This window comes from Anaerolinea thermophila, from assembly GCF_020723905.1.
In the GTDB taxonomy this organism is placed as follows: Bacteria; Chloroflexota; Anaerolineae; order Anaerolineales; family Anaerolineaceae; genus Anaerolinea; species Anaerolinea thermophila_A.
Genome location: NZ_DYHZ01000001.1, coordinates 300,581 through 318,364 on the forward strand (window position 1 = coordinate 300,581; position 17,784 = coordinate 318,364).

The 17,784-nt window shown below is 53.0% G+C and carries 13 protein-coding genes; 9 read left to right on the top strand and 4 right to left on the bottom strand.

Annotated elements, in window-relative coordinates; translation table 11 throughout:
• Window positions 1-17: 17 nt before the first annotated feature.
• From LHF31_RS01260 to LHF31_RS01275, 4 genes are all read right to left on the bottom strand, one after another.
• Window positions 18-863, bottom strand: a complete 846-nt coding sequence (locus tag LHF31_RS01260; protein ID WP_298006591.1) for a carbohydrate ABC transporter permease — start codon at window positions 861-863, stop codon at window positions 18-20.
• The gene (locus LHF31_RS01265; RefSeq protein WP_298006594.1) at window positions 860-1,786 is read right to left on the bottom strand and encodes a carbohydrate ABC transporter permease; all 927 of its coding nucleotides are present in this window, start codon (window positions 1,784-1,786) and stop codon (window positions 860-862) included. Before LHF31_RS01265 ends, LHF31_RS01260 begins: the two co-directional genes overlap by 4 nt.
• Before the next feature lie 72 nt (window positions 1,787-1,858).
• Window positions 1,859-3,199 (bottom strand): ABC transporter substrate-binding protein, encoded by a 1,341-nt coding sequence (locus LHF31_RS01270; protein ID WP_303773242.1) that lies wholly within the window; start codon window positions 3,197-3,199, stop codon window positions 1,859-1,861.
• A 165-nt stretch (window positions 3,200-3,364) separates the two neighbouring features.
• Window positions 3,365-6,814, bottom strand: a complete 3,450-nt coding sequence (locus LHF31_RS01275) for a substrate-binding domain-containing protein (protein ID WP_303773244.1) — start codon at window positions 6,812-6,814, stop codon at window positions 3,365-3,367.
• Window positions 6,815-7,225: 411 nt separating this feature from the next.
• Between LHF31_RS01275 and LHF31_RS01280 the strand changes: the two genes are divergently transcribed.
• The 9 genes from LHF31_RS01280 (at window position 7,226) to csx2 (ending at window position 17,777) form a co-directional block, all read left to right on the top strand.
• Window positions 7,226-7,807 carry a DICT sensory domain-containing protein gene (locus LHF31_RS01280; RefSeq protein ID WP_298009925.1) on the top strand — a complete coding sequence of 194 codons (582 nt, stop codon included), beginning with the start codon at window positions 7,226-7,228 and terminating at the stop codon, window positions 7,805-7,807.
• A 4-nt stretch (window positions 7,808-7,811) separates the two neighbouring features.
• Window positions 7,812-9,257 carry an NAD(P)/FAD-dependent oxidoreductase gene (locus tag LHF31_RS01285; protein WP_303773246.1) on the top strand — a complete coding sequence of 482 codons (1,446 nt, stop codon included), beginning with the start codon at window positions 7,812-7,814 and terminating at the stop codon, window positions 9,255-9,257.
• A gap of 83 nt (window positions 9,258-9,340) precedes the next feature.
• The gene (locus tag LHF31_RS01290) at window positions 9,341-10,240 is read left to right on the top strand and encodes a CRISPR-associated ring nuclease (protein WP_298009931.1); all 900 of its coding nucleotides are present in this window, start codon (window positions 9,341-9,343) and stop codon (window positions 10,238-10,240) included.
• A gap of 126 nt (window positions 10,241-10,366) precedes the next feature.
• The gene (gene cas10 / locus LHF31_RS01295) at window positions 10,367-12,889 is read left to right on the top strand and encodes a type III-A CRISPR-associated protein Cas10/Csm1 (protein ID WP_298009934.1); all 2,523 of its coding nucleotides are present in this window, start codon (window positions 10,367-10,369) and stop codon (window positions 12,887-12,889) included.
• 13 nt (window positions 12,890-12,902) lie between these two features.
• Entirely contained in the window at window positions 12,903-13,334 is a 432-nt protein-coding gene (csm2, locus tag LHF31_RS01300; protein ID WP_298009937.1) for a type III-A CRISPR-associated protein Csm2, read from the top strand.
• Between the two features lie 30 nt (window positions 13,335-13,364).
• Window positions 13,365-14,177: a type III-A CRISPR-associated RAMP protein Csm3 gene (gene csm3, locus LHF31_RS01305; protein WP_298009940.1), complete on the top strand. Its 813-nt coding sequence runs from the start codon at window positions 13,365-13,367 to the stop codon at window positions 14,175-14,177.
• Window positions 14,178-14,186: 9 nt separating this feature from the next.
• A complete protein-coding gene (gene csm4 / locus LHF31_RS01310; protein ID WP_298009943.1) occupies window positions 14,187-15,305 on the top strand; it encodes a type III-A CRISPR-associated RAMP protein Csm4 in 1,119 nt (372 codons plus the stop codon).
• The gene (gene csm5 / locus LHF31_RS01315; protein WP_298009946.1) at window positions 15,298-16,437 is read left to right on the top strand and encodes a type III-A CRISPR-associated RAMP protein Csm5; all 1,140 of its coding nucleotides are present in this window, start codon (window positions 15,298-15,300) and stop codon (window positions 16,435-16,437) included. Before csm4 ends, csm5 begins: the two co-directional genes overlap by 8 nt.
• 2 nt (window positions 16,438-16,439) lie before the next feature.
• Window positions 16,440-17,777 (top strand): TIGR02221 family CRISPR-associated protein, encoded by a 1,338-nt coding sequence (gene csx2 / locus LHF31_RS01320; RefSeq protein WP_298009948.1) that lies wholly within the window; start codon window positions 16,440-16,442, stop codon window positions 17,775-17,777.
• Window positions 17,778-17,784 lie beyond the last annotated feature (7 nt).

Consider the following 17,784-nt stretch of genomic DNA (forward strand, 5'->3'; position numbering starts at 1 on the left):
CAAATTCCTGTGAGTGTTTAGCCCTTAACCGAACCGGCGGTCAAACCGGAGACGATATACCGTTGCAGGAAGAGGAACAGAACCAGCATGGGCAGGGTCAGCAGCAGAACTGCAGCAGCCAGCGTGGGCCAGTTGCTTCCATAAACGCCCTGGAAGACAATCAAGCCTCTTGTAATGGGGTAATAATTTTTATTCGTCAGGTAAATGGTAGGCGCAATCACCTCATTCCAGATACCGATGGCATGCAACACGATGACGGTGGCAACGGCAGGTCGAATGAGAGGCAACACGATGGTCCACACAAAGCGAGCATATCCACACCCGTCAATTGCGGCAGCCTCGTCCAGTTCCTTTGGAATGGTTTTGATGTAATTGACAAGGATCACAATCCCAATGGGATTGACAAGGAACAACAGGATATAACCAATCGGGTTGTTATACAATCCCAGATTCAGAATGAGCTGGAACTGCGGAATGAGCGCGGGAGGCAGAAAGAGAGCAATGACAAACAAAGTCAAAATGACCCCGGAGTATTTGACATAGCCGCGCGCTATCGGAAAAGCCACAAAAACGGCAGTAAGAATATAAATGATGGTTGCCGAGAAGGTGTAGAGGATAGAATTCAGCAGGTAGCGGGGGAAATTGGCTTTGATCCACGCTTCCCGGAAGTTTTCAAAATGCAGTTCGGTTGCCAGCGAAGTGGCGTCTTTCATAAAAGAAGGCGTGGTTTTCAGGGATGTATTCACCAGCATCAGAATGGGTCCAATGTACAGCAGTGCAAAGAAGATCATGACCAGATAGGAACCAATCACATCCCAGGGAATTCTTCGCGATTTGAATTTACTTGCGGTTTGAGTGCTCATCCCAGAATCCTCTTTTCTCTGCGCTGCAGGAAGGTTTGGAGCGTCATACCAATGACCAGTACCAGCAGAAACAAGACAATTGAAGCCGCGGCAGCATAACCCTGCCGAAAAGTGGAGGTTACGCTACCCGAGGTTTGGCCAAAGCCAGTCGCATAAATGAGGTAACCAAGCACCTGGGTACCGTTTCGGTAGCCCAGCAATACCAGAAAGAGTTGCCAGGCTTGCAAACTGCCGATTGCATTGAGCAACAGATTGGTATTGACACTGGGGGTAAGCAGCGGCCAGGTCACGTTCTTGAAAACCTGCCAGGCGTTTGCCCCATCAATCCGCGCCGCTTCATACAACTCCACAGGAATGGTTTGCAAACCCGCAATGAATATCATCATGGTGATGCCCATGTTTGCCCAGATTTGCACAAAGATCACCCAGGCAAAGGCTTCGGCAGGCTGACCGCCTAAAAATTCCGAGCGCATGCCGAAAAGCGCCAGAAGTTTTGCCATGGGACCCCCTAACGGGTAGAGAAACAAAGACCACATCAAGCCCTGAATGACTACCCCAAGAATGACCGGCATAAAATAAATGGTGCGGAAAATATTGGTGAATTTAAGTTTCTGATTGACAATCAATGCAACCAGCAGACCCAGCGCGAACTGCACCGTGGTGACCACGAAACTGAAGATCAGCGTTCGTTTAAGCGCATCCAGATTATCAATTGAAGCACGTCCCATGAAAAGAAATTCACGGTAGTTATCGAAGCCAATCCAGTTTACGGGCGCGCCTTTAATACCGGTAGCATCGGTAAAGGAGAAAAAAAAGGTTGCAATGGAAGGTCCAAGCGAGATTAAAAAATAGAAAAACAAACCGGGTAAAAGCAAAAGATAGGGGGTTAACTTCGACCAGCCGCGACCAAAATGGTAAGACATGCAATCACCTTTCCTTTCTGGAAAAAAGGCTGGGCTTCCTGTCAGAGCAGGAAGCCCAGCCTCTGGTAAGGATTACTTCACAGCATCCAGTCCGGCTTGCAGGTCTTCCTGAACCTTATTGGCGAGTTCTACGGGATCATCGAAGGTGCCAAACGGTTTGAAGTACGAAGCCCATGGATTGGCATACTGCCCGGCGCCTTTCGGAGCAACCCAGTACTGTTCGTAACCAACCCGGAAGTTGGCGAGGTAAGGAGCAATCTCCGCACCAATCTTGGTATTCAGTTTCGCGGTGGGCTGGGTGGGAATGAAACCAACAGCATCCACAAACGCCTGGTAATTCGCGGGCTCAGAGAATTCTTTGAGGTACAGCAAAGCGGCGTCTTTGTTAGGCGTGTTGGCGGCAATTGCCCAACCCTGGTCATATTTACCGAACCAGTACTTATTGTCTTCGGGGTTATCCGAACCGGGGAAGGGGATATAGCCCCAGTCGAAATCGGGCTGAGCGGCTTCAATTGCAGGAGCATACCAGCTACCGCCGGGGAACATCGCCACGGCGCCAGAAGCAAAGCGACCGGGCGCAGCATCGCCAGCGATACCGCTCGCGCCTTCTTCCATCATATCGCGAGCATAGACCTGCATCTTGCGCCACATTTCAAGCGATTTTTCGTCATTCCACTTGATTTTACCGGTCCACAACCCCTCTACCAGAGCGGCCTGATCTGGATAGATGGCACCAAGCAAACCATAGGCGCCCACGAAAATGGGCCAGCCGTCTTTACCGCCAGCGGTCATGCAGGGAATATTGGCGGCTTTGAAGATTTCGCAAGCGGTAACCAGTTCCTGCCAGGTGGTGGGAACTTTGACATTATATTGTTCAAACAACTTCTTGTTGTAATAAATGCCGCTGTAAACCACACGCCCAAGATTGACCGCATACACCTTGCCATTGTAGGTGCCGGCATCCTTGATCGCGTTAGCATCATAGTTCTGAACGAAATCCTGACCGGTCAGGTCCATCAGCAAACCGGCTTCGATCAACTGCTGCCAGTTGGGTGGATCAGCCTGTTTCATGTACGGCTGGACTGCATTGGCAAAGCCAAAGATGTCCAGGACATCAATGTCGTTTGCCGAGAGACGGGTCTGCGAAACCGTGCTGAGGTCATTGGCATTGACAACTGACATGTCAACGGTGATTTCGGGATGCCGCTCCTGGAATTGTTTGTTGAACGATTCCATGAAGGCAACCATGGGCGGGTTTTGGTGAACCAGCACGCGCAGAGTAACTTTTTGTGCAGGCTTCTCACCCTGGGGTTGAGCGCTCTCCGTAGCAGTGGCTTGGGGAGTGCCGCAGGCAGCCAGAAGGGTGGCAAAAACCACCATCAGGCTTAAGACGATAGATATTTTTTTGGACATTGCTTCTTCTCCTTCTACAAGGTTTGGAAAATAGGAGTGGGGTTGATGGAATGACGTACCCTGCTTTCCATTGTAAGGATGAGGCTTTGCCCTTGTCTTGGAGAAAAGCGGCTTTGGAGTGGATAAAACATAGAAACGGGTTTTCACGAGGTAGAGGCAAGAGCATTAAGCACGTCGGAAAGCCTCTGGGGAGCGACCGGTTTCACGATGGAAAATCCGACTGAAGTATCCACTATCACTGAAACCCACCCTCATCGCAATTTCAGTCACACTTAATTCGGTTTCCTTTAACAACTTTTTGGCTTGATGGATGCGGTAACGTTGTAAATACTTGATAGGCGTGGTCCCTAACTCCTGACGAAAGCAGAAGGTGAGATAATCCTCTGAAATATTCACGTATCGGGCAATATCGCTCCGCGTAATCGGCTGGGTGTAATTTTCATGGATAAATAGCATTGCCTTCCGCACCAGTCGCTGTGCTTCCTGGCTCAAACGGCGTCTGCGCTCCAGAACCGCACCGATATGTTCCATGGTTTCATCCATTGCAAACAAGCCTTTTTGCAACACAACTGCCACACCTTCATTCAATCGCGCCATATCGGCATCAGTCAGATCTTTACCCGTAATCACAATGACCGGGATGTTGCTCGCCCAGTGGGCTTCACGCATGGCTTGCAGCACAGCGAAGCCATCCATTTCCGGCATTTGCAGATCCAGCAGAACCAGGTCCACTTTTTCTTTCAGCAAAACATTGAGCGCCTCGCGCCCATTTTGCGCCACAAACACACGATTGGTGGGAGAATGCAGGCGAATCATGCGCACATACATATCCAGCGCATTGACATCATCGTCAACAACCAGAAAAGTGCGCACAGTTTGCGCCGGCGCTTCCGAAAGCGCCAGGTGTTGATCAATGGCGCGCAGGAGCGCTTCGGGTTCAATGGGTTTGGTCAGGTAATTCAGATTGAGCAGTGCTTCACCCTGACCGGAAGCATTGTAAAACATCACTGGAATTTCTCGCGCCGCTACCAGGCTTTTAATGGTCTTCATCGCGTTCCATGCCATGCTGGCTTCATTCTTCACATCCAAAACGATGGCATCTGGCGGGTTGAGTACCAGTTGTGCCTGCCACACTTTTGGCTGGTCAAGCGGTGCCTGAATCAGGTGCACGCCCTGCTGACGCAGCCGTTCTACCAGAGACTGACGGTCTTCGGGAACCTGAAACAACCAGAGAATGGTTTTACCAGTAGATGGCTTTTGGGCAGTGGGGAGAGCGTCATCCGTCGACGGGGAAATTTCAGGCAACTTCACTGTGAAAGTTGCCCCTTCCCCCGGAACGCCGCTCGAAGAGACCTCAATCCTGCCGCCGTGCATTTCTACAAGGGTTTTGCAAATTGCCAGCCCCAGCCCCAAACCGGGATAGCCCCCCTCAACACTGCGTTCGGAGCGGTAAAAGGTGTCAAAAATCCTGGCTTGCTCTTCAGGAGAAATACCCATGCCGGTATCGCGCACGCTGATGCAAACCTGCCCATCCTCTGTCGAAACAGACAGACTGACCTCACCGGTTGCTGTGAATTTAACGGCATTATTGACCAGATTCAGGGCAATCTGGCGCAATCGAACCCGATCGCCCCATACCCAGGGACCATTTTCGGGAAGTTCAGCGCGCCAGGTCAACCCCTTATCCAGAGCCAGTTGATTTCCACTTTCGGCTACCACCCGTAAAGTTTCGCCCAAATTAACGGCTTCAAATTGCAATCGTAACTGTCCCGCATCGCTGGAAGCCAGGTCAATGACATCCCCCAACAACCCGCCCAGGTGCTGGGCATAGGCATGGATTCGCTCCAAATCGCGACGAATGTTCTCAGGCAGGGAAGCGGTTTGTTCCTCGCTCTCTTCCAGAACAAGCCCGCTTAAGCCCACAATCAAATTCAGCGGTGCGCGTAATTCATGGCTGATGGTGGAAAGGAACCGGCTTTTCAGACGATTGGCTTCTTCAGCGGCACGCCGTGCTTCGGTGGCTTGACGGTAGAGACGAGCCGCATTCAGCGTACTGCCCAGTTGTTGCACAATCGCCCCGTATAAATCCATGTGCTCGGTACCGAACGCCATAAAACCAATTTGCCCGCCCGGGATCATCAAAGGAATCAGAGACAACTGAAAAGAGCGATCCTGTGGAAACAGCCCCTCAGGAGGATAATCCTGACTGCGAAAACGACGCAGAGGTTGTTCAGGATCAAGAGCATTACGCAACACACTCCAGGCAAAGGGGTCATCGCCTTCCGGCTCAAATGTAATCACATGGCACAGGTCAATGCCCAGATCAGGCAGGTAGCGAGCAAGGGTCTGGTAAATTTGCTCTTCTTCCAGAGCGGTCAGCAACCGGGCAGTGAGTAAACTTAACCGGCTGGAAGTCCAGCGCTCATGGAGCCCATACAGACGATACTGTCGCTGCATTTGTGCGCTGATTGCCACGCGGGCTTCATCCAGCAACGACTGTCCGAAGGGGTTATTTCCGCGTTCCTTGAGGCTCTGACCAAGCAGGGAAATCGCATCCTGCCAGATATGCGCATCGTCCTGAGTCTGGACGGTGCGCTCCAGGACTTCGCTCAAGGTTGAGAGAAAGGCACGCGGATCTCCAGTATTCAGGCTGGTCTCAAATGCCTCCGTTAAGTTGCGGCAGAGGATAATCGTTTCCTTCTCAGACAGATCGAACACCTGTTTTTGAATGTGCGCGGCAATTTGCTGGAACAGGGGCTGCTGGGGTGAGATGGAAACAGATGCCGCCGATCCTGATCCACAACCACAGGATTGCCGAACGACCAGAGACGTGTTCACCTCAGATAACAGGGGGAGAGGATTGCCAAGAGTCAGATGCTGCCACATCTGTTCCACTGCCTGATAACCCATGTTGAAAAGGGGAACGTGCACGCTCGTCAGAGGAGGCTGCTGAACGGTTCCCTCAAGGCGATTGTCAAAGCCAATCACAGCCACATCTTCGGGAATGCGCAATCCAGCCTGTTTCAAAGCATCCATTGCCCCAATTGCCGATTCATCATTGCTGGCAATCAGGGCATCAAACTCAGCGCCGCTTGCAAGGATTTGTTGAGCACCGGTAAAGCCGCCGTCGTACACATGCCGTCCAAAGACAATCAGTCGCTCGTCCTGCGCCAGCCCAAATTCCGCACAGGCTCTCCGAAACGTATTCAAACGCCTTCCCGTATCCCCTTCCAGGTCGTCCAGAGAACCTGCCAGAAAGGCAATTCGACGGCGTCCGTGTTCGATGAGATGCCGGACCACCGCCATCATTCCAGCAATATTGTTCGCCATGATAGTGGGACCGGACTCTCCAGACCCGATGAATAAAATCGGGAACCCGGTGGCTTGTAATTGTTGAAGGTATTCCGATCGTTCCGGAGAATGCAGAGGGGTGAGAACAATTAAGCCATGCGTATTCCATGGTCCAACAGGGACAAAATCCTGATCCTTTGCAGCAAAGGGCCAGGCTGGACGGTATGGATCGCTGGGACTGGCTGAAGGACCAATACCGCAGCCAAGCAACAAATTGCACTCCAATCTCTGCGCGGCACGACTCATTCCGCGAAAGATGGGCATTAAGTAACTCAGATTTGTGGCTGTACGATAAAATTGCCAGCCGGCTAAAACGCCTATGGTAGGTCGAGAAGTGAAGGAAAAACGCGAGGGATAGCGCATATTTTATCTGACGCAGGGTGTTTTTACTCACCTTACATTTAAAGAATAACATAGAGTACTGACTGGTACAATCTTCTGAAGAGACTTCAACCCTTCTGGCGGGTGAAAGCAATCCGGGCGCAATCCATCCATAGATTTTGTGAGATTATGACGGACAAAACCGATGGGAAACGCTTATGTCATCTGGGGCAAAAAGGTTTTCAGAAAGCCCTGCCATCCCCCTGAAAAGCATACACAAACATGATACAAGCACCCCTCGAACGGTTAAATCCCATGTATATTATCATCAGAAATCAACAGGAGGAACCTGATATGACTCACCCCCAACCTGCGGAATTATTCATCCAGTTTTTCCACAAAGTCCTGCCGGCTTATTCTCCTCAGGCGGATAATCTTCTTTCCCAGATTGATCCCGAAACCCTTTCCTCTTTGAATTTCCGCTACATTTTCTCAGTAGAAAAAATGATTGAAATCAGCCATATGATTGAGGACGCTGTTATGCATGCTCAGCGCCCTGCAGATTTTCATGTCTCCTTCCAACTGTTCTCCCGTCTCCAGGATCAAATAACCCGCTACCAGGAACTTGCCGGGAAGGTTGAATGCTTACGGATATATGGCGTTCCGGATGTCCCTCCCGTAGAATTGCCGAATACCGTTTATATTGACACCTCAAACACTCCTCTCACGAAATACTGGTTTCTGGTTGCCTACGCCCCTGATTTAAGCATGACGCTTGTAGCAGAAGAGATCCCCTCTCCCCTTTCTGCTCCTGCTCAGCGGAGTTATGAAGGGTTTTATACCTTCGAAACCGAGATTGCCTATAAGGTGCTCAACCTGATACATCAGATTTTCCCGGAATCCATTCCTGCTCCCATCCCTCCTGAGTTACTTTAATCTCATGCAGATTGTGGTCATTGGCGCAGGGATAGGCGGACTCACAACTGCCGCTTTGCTTTTGAAAGCCGGGCATCGGGTTACCGTTCTGGAAGCCCAGACCTATCCCGGAGGAAGCGCCGGAACCTTCTTTCACAAAGGCTACCGGTTTGACGCCGGGGCTACCCTGGCTGGAGGATTTCAACCCGGCGGACCTCATACCCGGTTAGCGGAGATACTCGATCTGACCTATCCCACCCGCCCCATTCAAGACGCCGGCTGGGTGGTGCACCTTCCCCATCGCCAGATATTCCAGTGGAGCGACCCGCAAAAGTGGCAGGAAGAAATGAACCGTCATTTTCCCTACAGCCGCTCCTTCTGGAAACTTCAGCGTTTTCTGGCAAACCGGGTCTGGGATTTATCCAGCCGCAGTGTGCCTCTTCCTCCCCAGTCGGTCCGTGAAGGGATTGCCCTGCTGAAAGCGCTCCGTCCCGACACTCTCGGCACAGTTCCTTTCTTTTTCTCCCGTGTTAAAGATGTGTTCCCACGCCAGTGGACGGCTGAGTTTAAGACCTTTGTGGATGCCCAGTTGCTCATTTCTGCTCAAACCACTTCCGAGCATGCCTCCCTGCTGTATGGGAGCGCCGCCATGGATCTGCCACGCCGGGGCATTCACATGGTAGAAGGAGGAATGGGAACACTGTCTTCAGTCCTGGTGGACTGGATTCGCAACCATGGCGGGAGGGTTCTTTTCCGGGAAGAAGTCACTCATGTTGAAGTCCAGAAAGGGCGTGCCCATCAAGTGCGTACCCGCAAGGGAAACACCTATCCCTGCGATGCACTGGTTGCCAATATGACGCCATGGGGTTGGGCAAAGGTACTCGGCGATTCACTTCCAGAGGCGATTCAAAAAGAGATCCAGCAAACCCGGCGAATGTGGGGAGCATTTGTCATCCATCTGGGCGTGGATGCCAGCACAGTCAACACCCCCATCACACACCATCAAATCATCGGCTCCATCGAACAACCGCTGGGAGAAACCAACTCCATCTTTCTTTCCCTCTCCCCCCTGGATGACCCCAGCCGGGCGCCTGAAGGCATGCGCGCGGCAACGCTCTCCACCCACACCGAGCCGCTGGGTTGGTTTTCCTTAAGCGAAGAAGCCTATCAGCGGCGAAAGGCGCAGTACACCGAACAGTGTCTGAGCCTTGTGGAACGGGAATTTCCCGGTTTTCGCTCCGCAATTCGCCTTTGCCTTGCCGGTACGCCCCGAACTTATGCATTCTATACCCGGCGTCCCTGGGGGATGGTGGGAGGTTTTCCACAAACGTCTTTGATCCACATTCGTGGGCCGCAAAGCGGTCTCCCCAATGCATGGCTGGTGGGCGACTCGGTATTCCCGGGGCAATCTACCGCAGGGGTCACACTGGGCGCCATGCGGGTGGCAAATCTCATCTTACAATCCCTGTAACAAAGCATCTGATTTCTGTGTCTCACATCACTTGACCCGGTGTGGGTTTGTTCTATACTGATAAGGAAAGGTGACACTCCCTGATGATGCCGTTCCTGCACCATCACCCATCTACGCTTATCGCAACGCTGGGGAGCGAGCCACAGGTGATTACCGCGGGGCTGGATGTATTGCTGGCAAAAGGGGAAAATATTCAGCGAGTAGAGATCATCCACACCAGCGCATCCGCAGGTCACCCCATCCATGAAGCGGTTGAACGACTCCAACAATCCCGTCAGGATTACAGCGCACCCTTAAGGGAAGCATTCTATTTTCATCCTGTACGGGTCAATGGCAAACCCGTTGTGGATGTGGAAAGTTCCGCTGCCAGTCAGGCGGTATTTCGTTTGCTGTATACCTGTGTGTGGGAAGCCAAACAACGCGAGGATACCGTGCACCTGCTGATTGCCGGCGGAAGGAAGACCATGTCCATTTACGGCATGGTTGTGGCGCAAATGCTTTTTGACGAGACAGATCACCTCTGGCATTTGTTCTCCGAGGGAGAATTTCTGACCTCCAAACGCCTGCACCCTCAGCCAGGCGATCGAGTGGAATTGAGCGAAATTCCGGTCATCCGCTGGAGTGAGATTTCTCCCATTGTAAGCAGTTTGCGTACCATCCGGGATGCTGCCATGGCACTGGAGAGCATCCGCTCTTTCCAGATGGAACGCCGGAGCAAAGAAGTGGAGCGTTTTGTAGAAAGCCAATTGACCCCAGGGGAAAAGCGGGTGGTGGCTTGCCTCCTGGAGGAAGGCGAAGGAGATGAAGATATCGCCGCCCGCCTTCATCTTTCTCCGCGCACGGTGGAACAACACCTGCGATCGGTGTATGCCAAAGCACAGTCCTTTTGGGGGTTGGAGCGAGTCACCCGATCCAGTTTAATTGTGTTGCTCAGTCCATACCGATGGACAAATATAGGGGAAAACCCGCATGACAAGTCATAAGAAATTCGATACACTCAAAATGCTTATGCTGTTCGTCGAAGGGCTGGAGGGGGAAGGACACCAGCCAGGGGGGAAATGACCGACGAGCAGCATTTCCTTTACTATGTGGACTTAAGGAGGGAACGCATGAACGAACAGGTTTTCTACGCGGCGCTGGCAGGACTGTTGCACGACATTGGAAAGTTTGCCCTGCGGGCAGGAGAGGGTGCCACCCGTGTGTGGGATGATTCGGCACAGCGCGACTACAAATACAAACACGCCCTGCTCAGTGAAGATTTTGTTCAAAAATATGTCCCCGAGGTCTGGCAGAGCCAGATTAAACTGGCAGTTGGCGGGCACCACACTCCGCACAACCGTCTGGCGAATGCCGTAGCGCTGGCTGACCGCCTTTCGGCAGGGGAGCGCGCCGACCCCATCCCCAATGAAGAAAAGCGAGACAACCACCCGGCACAGTTGGTCTCCATTTTCTCAGATGTGCATCTTCAAGCAGATAAGGTGGAGGATGTCTACTGGCCCTTAAGAGCCCTGGAATTGAGTGAGAAGAGTCTCTTCCCTACCGGTAAGAAAGATAATCCCTGGAAGGAGTACGAGCAACTGTATAACGATTTCGCCCAACGGGTAAGCAGGTTAAAAGATGCTTTTCAGGGCAGCAACCATCTGCCTCTCTATCTCGAAAGCCTGCTGGCAGAAATGCAGACAGCGCTATGGTGTGTTCCCTCGGCATATTACAACACCAGACCAGACATCAGCCTTTACGATCACAGCCGCATGACCGCCGCACTGACAGCGGCACTGTATGACAGTTCGATGCTGACCGATGAACAGTTGAATGAATTTGCCCGCCAGCCTGAAGCAGTTGACCAGGAACTGGTGGTGCTGGTTGGCGGTGACCTGACCGGCGTGCAGAGTTTTCTTTACACCATCACCTCGCGCGGCGCAGCCAGCGGCCTGCGCGGACGTTCGTTTTATCTGCAATTGCTGGGGCTGGTGATTGCCCGCTTTGTGCTGAATCAACTCGATCTACCCATCACCAACCTGATTTACGCTGGCGGCGGCAATTTTTACCTGATTGCCCGCCGGGAAGACGCTAAAAAACTGCCCGAAATTCAGGCGCAGGTCTCCCGTGCCCTCTTCAACGAGCATCAGGGCGAATTGGGGTTGATTTTGCAGGCACGCCCGCTGAATGGCCAGCACTTTTTCAATGGCAACATTCGCACCGAATGGGACGGGCTGATCGGCCAAATTAACGCCGCCAAGTTGAAGCGTCTGGAAGGGCTGGAGGCGGATCTTGCCCGCGTCTTTGAGCCACATGGTGTGGGTGGAAGTACGCCGCAACAGTGCGCCGTGTGCGGACGGGAGCACTCCGGGGTCAAAGTGAGGCAGGTGGATGAAGGTGTGGCGCAAACGGTCAACAAATGCCCGGTGTGCGAATCCTACGAAGAACTGGGCAAACTGCTGCGCAAGGCACAATACCTGGTGTTACAGCCGTGCAAACCTGACCTGCCAGATCAGATTACCCTGCAAGCCGGACGCGGATGGCAGGAAATGACCCGCCGCTTCGGTTATCAGGTAGAGGTGCTGGAGGAACTCAAGCATGAGCCGCAGGGAATTGTGTTTGCGCTGAACGACAACGCCTGGCACGCCCGCACGCCGCACCCAAGCCGCGCCATTGCCCGCTACCTGCTGGTCAATGTGACGCCGATTCTGACCGAACAGGAGCATAAAGATCTGTACGGCAAGGTAGATGATCTGCCCGTAGCGGGTTCGGTCAAGCCGCTGAGCGTTCTGGAGGAGCAGGCACACGGCATCCGGCGCGTGGGAGTTCTGCGCATGGATGTGGACAACCTCGGCAAAATCTTTGCTGAGGGATTGGGCAAAAATGCCACCCTTTCGCGAATTGCATCGCTCAGTTTTACCATCAGCCTGTTCTTTGAGGGCTGGGTGGGGCAGATTGCCGAACACATGAAGAAAGAATATGGCGAACGTCTGTATTCCATTTACTCCGGCGGTGATGATCTGTTCTTTGTGGGCAGTTGGGATGCGGTGGTGGAATTTGCCATCCGACTGCGGCGCGACCTGAGCCGGTTTACCGGCAACCACCCCGATATTCATCCAAGCGGCGGAATCGTGCTGGTGGGCGGCAAATACCCGCTGTATCAGGCTGCCGAAGAAGCCGGCGCTGCCGAAGAACAGGCAAAGGCATACCGGTGGTGGGAAAACAGCAAAGAGCGGGAAAAAGACGCGCTCAGTTTTCTGGGACAGGCGCTCAACTGGCAGCGGTTTGGCTACCATGACTGTGAGTCACCAGACGAAAATACCGCGCATGCCCTGATGCACCGCTTGAAGGAGATGGTGCAGGATAATCAGAACCGCGCCCTGATTGGCAAACTGATTCGCCTGCACGAGTTATACCTGAACGCCCTGGAAAAACGGCAGAAGAAGGGCGAGGATGTCAACCGGAATCATCAACAGCAGGTCTTGTGGGGGCCCTGGAACTGGCTGGCGGAGTATCACCTCAGCCGCATCAAAGGTGTACCCAAACAAGATGTGGATGAACTGCGCGAACGCCTGAAACGGGATCAATTCCGTAGCATTGAATGGATTGGATTGGCTGCCCGCTGGGCAGAGTTGATAACCCGCAAATCTTGACAGGAGGAATGAGATGAGTGCAATAACCGAAAACGACGTAAAAAAGATCATCACCCAGGATGCAACCGGTGAACTGCTGGTGCGAATGGCAGACAATTTCGGAAAGGAGTTGAAAGAACTGAATCTTTCCACCAGCCAGATTCGCAGCCTGTTCGGAGAGGTGCGTCAGATTCAGGGCGAATGGGCGGTTGCCCGCCAGAAAGGACCGCAGGCAGAGGCTGAGCGCCAGAAGGTGCTGCGCCGGCTGATTCTGCTCAAACCCAAGATGGAATACCGCGCCCGCCGCGAGCGCGGTCAGGCGGTGCGCACGCTGGTGGACGTGCTGAAACCGGCACTGGATGCGGTGACCCAGGCACCAGCCGACAAGCAGGATGAGTACTTCAACCGCTTCGTCGAATTCTTCGAAGCCATTCTTGCCTACCACAAAGCCTATGGCGGTAACTAATACCCCGCACAGTTTCAATTTCAGGAGGTTATGATGAACAACAACAGCATTCAACTCAAAGGGCGCGTTTTGATTCGTTTCGATGTGGTTGCCAAAACCGGGCTGCACATTGGCGGCACCGAATCCGGCATTGAAATTGGCGGGGTGGACAAAACCGTCATCCGCGACCCGCTGACCAACCGCCCCTACATCCCTGGCTCCAGCCTGCGCGGCAAGATGCGCAGTTTGCTGGAAAAGTACAAAGGGCTGAAGCAAAACCAGCGCATTGGACAGGGATACATCCATTCCTGCGGAGCAGACAAGAGCGATACCCTGCAAACCTATCTGAATTGTGATGTCTGCACCACCTTTGGCGTGCCGGGCGAACGCGACTTTGCCACCCCCACCCGCCTGATTGTGCGGGATGTCTTCATGAACGAGGACAGTGCAAGACAACTGGAAGATGCCGGCACCGACCTGCCCTATACCGAGGTGAAGACTGAAGTTTCGATTGACCGGGTCACATCGGCAGCCAACCCACGCCAGATGGAGCGTGTGCCAGCCGGTACCCGTTTCAGCGGGGCGGAACTGGTGTACTCCATCTATGATGGGGCGAACTGCGACGCCAGAAAGGATGTGGAACGCCTGAAAGTGATTGTTGAAGGGCTGCAGTTGTTGCTGGATGATTACCTGGGCGGGCTGGGCAGCCGCGGTTCCGGCAAGGTGGATATCGAAGAGATTTGTGTGGAATGGCGCGGTAAGGATTACAGCGCCAAACCGATCGAACTGGGCAAATTTAAAACGGTTGCAGATTTTGCTGGCGGGCTGGCTTCGCTCCAGCAAACCATCCTTTCTCAGTTATAGGAGGGTGTTATGCCACCCTTTGAAGTGTATGCCCTCAAACTGAAGGGCGCTATACGGGTTGGAAGGCGCGGACTGGAACTGGAAGATACCCTTGCAACCATTCCTTCGGATACGCTGTTCAGTGCGTTGACGTCTGCGCTGACCGCCTGTGGGGAGGATCCAGCGGCTTTCTTACAGCCTTTTCTCAGCGATCCGCCCCAGCCGCCCTTTTTGCTGACTTCCACCTTTCCATACGCCGGCGGGGTACGCTTTTACCCGGCGCCGCTGGACTGGACAGGCACGCTCAGCACAGATAACCTGCGCGATTACGGAAAACGAATCAAAAAAGTCCAGTTTCTGTCTGAAGGGTTATTCCGGCGTCTGCTGCAGGGTGAGCCGCTGGATGAGTTCCTTTTTCCGAAGGAGGAACATCAGCCGCCCGAGAAGGGAGTCACCCTGCAGGGCTGGCAGTTGTGGCTGACGGTGGAAGAAGTCAAATTCCTGCCGCCCGCCATGCAATTGCCAGAAAATAAACGGTTTGCCCTGCGGCGCCAGAAGGTGTGGCAGCGCGCCCGTCAGCCTCACGTCACCGTGGACCGCATCCGTCAAGCATCAGATATTTTCCACACTGTGCAGATTCATTTCCAAAAAGGGTGCGGGTTGTGGTTTGGCGTGCAGTGGCTGGTAGATGAACAGCATCCCAGCCGGGCGCTGTTGCGGCAGGCGGTTGACTATCTGCAATTGAGCGGGCTGGGCGGTAAACGCTCCATCGGCTTTGGCGGATTTGAAGTGTGCGAGGGCTTCCCGCAAAACCTGCCTTGGGAACTGCCCACCGTCCGTCCTGGTGAAGCGGTTTTCCTGCTCAGCCGCTACCACCCGCGCCCTGCGGAACTGCCGGATGCGCTGAAAAATGGCCGCTATCAGTTGATCAGCGTGGGCGGCTGGAGCGACCCCTCTGGCAGGGAAAATTTGTTGCGCCAGCGCGTACTGATGGTCAGCGAAGGCAGCCGCCTGTTTCTGCCCGAATACCCGGCCGGAAATGTATGCGATGTTTCGCCGCGTCAGGCGGGCAGTCTGCCGCACCCCATTTACCGCTACGGGCTGGCTTGCGGGGCAGGGTTGAAGGCGCAAGGAGGTAAACATGCCTGAATATACGCTCTTCGAGGTGCAGGTTTCCACGATCACCCCGTTGCACATCGGCAGCGGAGTGGAACTGCTCAATCAGTATGATTACGCCATTCACAGCGGTCAAACCTGGCGAATTGACCACAACCGTCTGCTGGAAGCGCAGAAGATTGACGACCCGCGCCAGCTGGCGATTATCTCCCAACGACCACCGCAGGAACTGCTCGAAGAGAGCGACTACCGTCCGGACAGCCCCTTCTTCCGCTATGTTCTCAAGGGCGTGCCGCGCGCTACCGGCGAGGGTGCCGTGCTGCGCGAGCAACTTAAGGATGTCTATGACCGCCCGTACCTGCCCGGCAGTTCCCTGAAGGGCGCCCTGCGCACCGCGCTGGCGGCTGGTCTGTGGAAACAGCAGGGCTTACGGTTGGACATCAGCCGCCTGGGTCGGAACCCCAAATTTGCCGCGCAGGAACTGGAACGCTCTCTGCTGGGCGCCAATCCCAACCGGGACCTGCTGCGCGCCCTGCAGATCAGCGACAGTTTGCCATTGCCTGCCAGCCAGACCTTGATGGTTGTGAACGCGCGGGTGATTAACCGCGGCGGCAAACTGGCTTCGCCCATCGAAATGGAAGCCATTCGTCCGGATGTAACCTTTGAACTGACCATGAAAGTGGACACGGCGCTGTTTTCCGAGTGGGCAAAACACGCCGGACTGAAATTCAACGCCGAGAGCGCCCTGCTGGGGCTTCCGGCACTGGTCAACAGACGATCGCTGGAACAGGCGCGCCGTGAAAAAGCCTGGTTTGCGAATATTCCCAATGCCGGGGGACTGATCTCATTCTACGACCAGATCCTGAAAAGCAACCTGAAGCCCAACCAGATGCTGGTGTGTCTGGGCTGGGGCACCGGCTGGGAAAGCAAAACCTTTGGGGAGCAGATGTTTTCCAGCCAGCAGGTGCGCGAGGCGCTGCTGCGGCAGTTCCACATGGCGCGCGGACGACGCAAATCTGAGGACCCCTTCCCCCTCTCACGCCGGGTGGCGGCCTCTTTTAAGAAAGCCGCAGACGGAAGGGTGTATGAAACTCCTGCCCTGCCGCTGGGATGGGTGCTGGTGCAGTTTAAGGTGGTTAAGGGAAACCAATCCCTGTGGAGGTGAATATGACGCATACGGTCATTACGTTTATGAGCGCAACCCCGCGTGAAACTACCTATCAATTTGCATACGATCCAGAAACTTATTCCGGCATGATATTTGGTGAAGCCCTCTTAAGTCGTCGCAGAAAAGAAAAAATGCCCTTTGACCGTCTCTTGTTGTGTGTCACCGATAGTCTGTATGAAGAATTGGAAAAGTTTAATAAAGGGCAGATTGATGATGAAAATAGGCTGCCCTATCTTGAAAAAGTCAAGAAAATATTGAACGATCTCGAAAATGAACCAGATGTTGAAATTCTCAAAATAAAGACAGGCAGAAACACAAACGAAGTTTGGGATATTTTCAACACGGTGACCGAGAGAATTGAAAAGGAAGAGCAGGTTTCGTTTGACATTACCCATGGGCTGCGTTCAATTCCTTTCATGGTCTTTCTTTTTGCCGCATTTCTGAAATCTGCAAAAGATGTGGAAATTAAGGCAATTTTATACGGTGCTGCTGACTTGACGGATAAAACTACAAACGTTGCTCCGGTGATTGACCTGACCCCCTTTGTGGAAATGCTGGACTGGATCAACGCAACCGAGTTCTTTGTAAAAACCGGCAATGCAGAACCGATGGCACACCTGCTTGAAAAGAGAGGGGAGAGAAAACAAAACGAAGCGGCTCGTGTGCTGCGCGATATATCTAAGGCTGCTTCCTTATGCCAGCCTTTCAGCCTCGCAGAAAAAGCTGCCAGATTAGATCAATCTCTGAAAAAAGCCGCCGAATCGTTTTCTCATACCTCTAAACCGTTTTCTATTTTGGCAAATCGCATCGTAGAAGTTTATCAACCGTTCGTCTTGCCAAAATCGATCAATAAAGACCAAATTTTATCAGACAAGGATGCGCTGGATTTTTTGAAGCAGGAATGGCATTTGATTGAATGGTATCGTAAGAATGGACAAATTCTTCAAGCATTTACGCTGGCACGCGAGTACGCTGTTGATCTTGTCATGTGGCGAATTCGAAAATCTATCCATTTTGATCTGAAAAAGCGTGAAGAAACCAGTCAGACCATTACGGAGATAGCCAAACTTTCTCAAAAAGATAGTCAAATCTCTTTGGGCTTGCAATGGCTTCAACAGAATGAAAACGAGGCTAAAGAAGTATCCCAATTCCTTAACGAAATCTTTCAAACGAGAAATGATTTGGCTCACGCGGGACATAAATCCAGCGGGATGAGTTTAAGCACCCTTGAAAAAAAAGAAGCTCTTCTAGACAAACTTGCCCAACAATGCGAGTGCTGGGGCATTCCCTCTCCGGTCGAAGTCCCGCCCTCCGATGCGGGTACACACCCTGATTAGAGGTATT

Bases quoted from the DNA above. Each gene is read 5' to 3' on its own strand.
- LHF31_RS01260 (WP_298006591.1), bottom strand. From the start codon at position 863: ATGAGCACTCAAACCGCAAGTAAATTCAAATCGCGAAGAATTCCCTGG.
- LHF31_RS01265 (WP_298006594.1), bottom strand. From the start codon at position 1,786: ATGTCTTACCATTTTGGTCGCGGCTGGTCGAAGTTAACCCCCTATCTT.
- LHF31_RS01270 (WP_303773242.1), bottom strand. From the start codon at position 3,199: ATGTCCAAAAAAATATCTATCGTCTTAAGCCTGATGGTGGTTTTTGCC.
- LHF31_RS01275 (WP_303773244.1), bottom strand. From the start codon at position 6,814: ATGCCCATCTTTCGCGGAATGAGTCGTGCCGCGCAGAGATTGGAGTGC.
- LHF31_RS01280 (WP_298009925.1), top strand. From the start codon at position 7,226: ATGACTCACCCCCAACCTGCGGAATTATTCATCCAGTTTTTCCACAAA.
- LHF31_RS01285 (WP_303773246.1), top strand. From the start codon at position 7,812: ATGCAGATTGTGGTCATTGGCGCAGGGATAGGCGGACTCACAACTGCC.
- LHF31_RS01290 (WP_298009931.1), top strand. From the start codon at position 9,341: ATGATGCCGTTCCTGCACCATCACCCATCTACGCTTATCGCAACGCTG.
- cas10 (WP_298009934.1), top strand. From the start codon at position 10,367: ATGAACGAACAGGTTTTCTACGCGGCGCTGGCAGGACTGTTGCACGAC.
- csm2 (WP_298009937.1), top strand. From the start codon at position 12,903: ATGAGTGCAATAACCGAAAACGACGTAAAAAAGATCATCACCCAGGAT.
- csm3 (WP_298009940.1), top strand. From the start codon at position 13,365: ATGATGAACAACAACAGCATTCAACTCAAAGGGCGCGTTTTGATTCGT.
- csm4 (WP_298009943.1), top strand. From the start codon at position 14,187: ATGCCACCCTTTGAAGTGTATGCCCTCAAACTGAAGGGCGCTATACGG.
- csm5 (WP_298009946.1), top strand. From the start codon at position 15,298: ATGCCTGAATATACGCTCTTCGAGGTGCAGGTTTCCACGATCACCCCG.
- csx2 (WP_298009948.1), top strand. From the start codon at position 16,440: ATGACGCATACGGTCATTACGTTTATGAGCGCAACCCCGCGTGAAACT.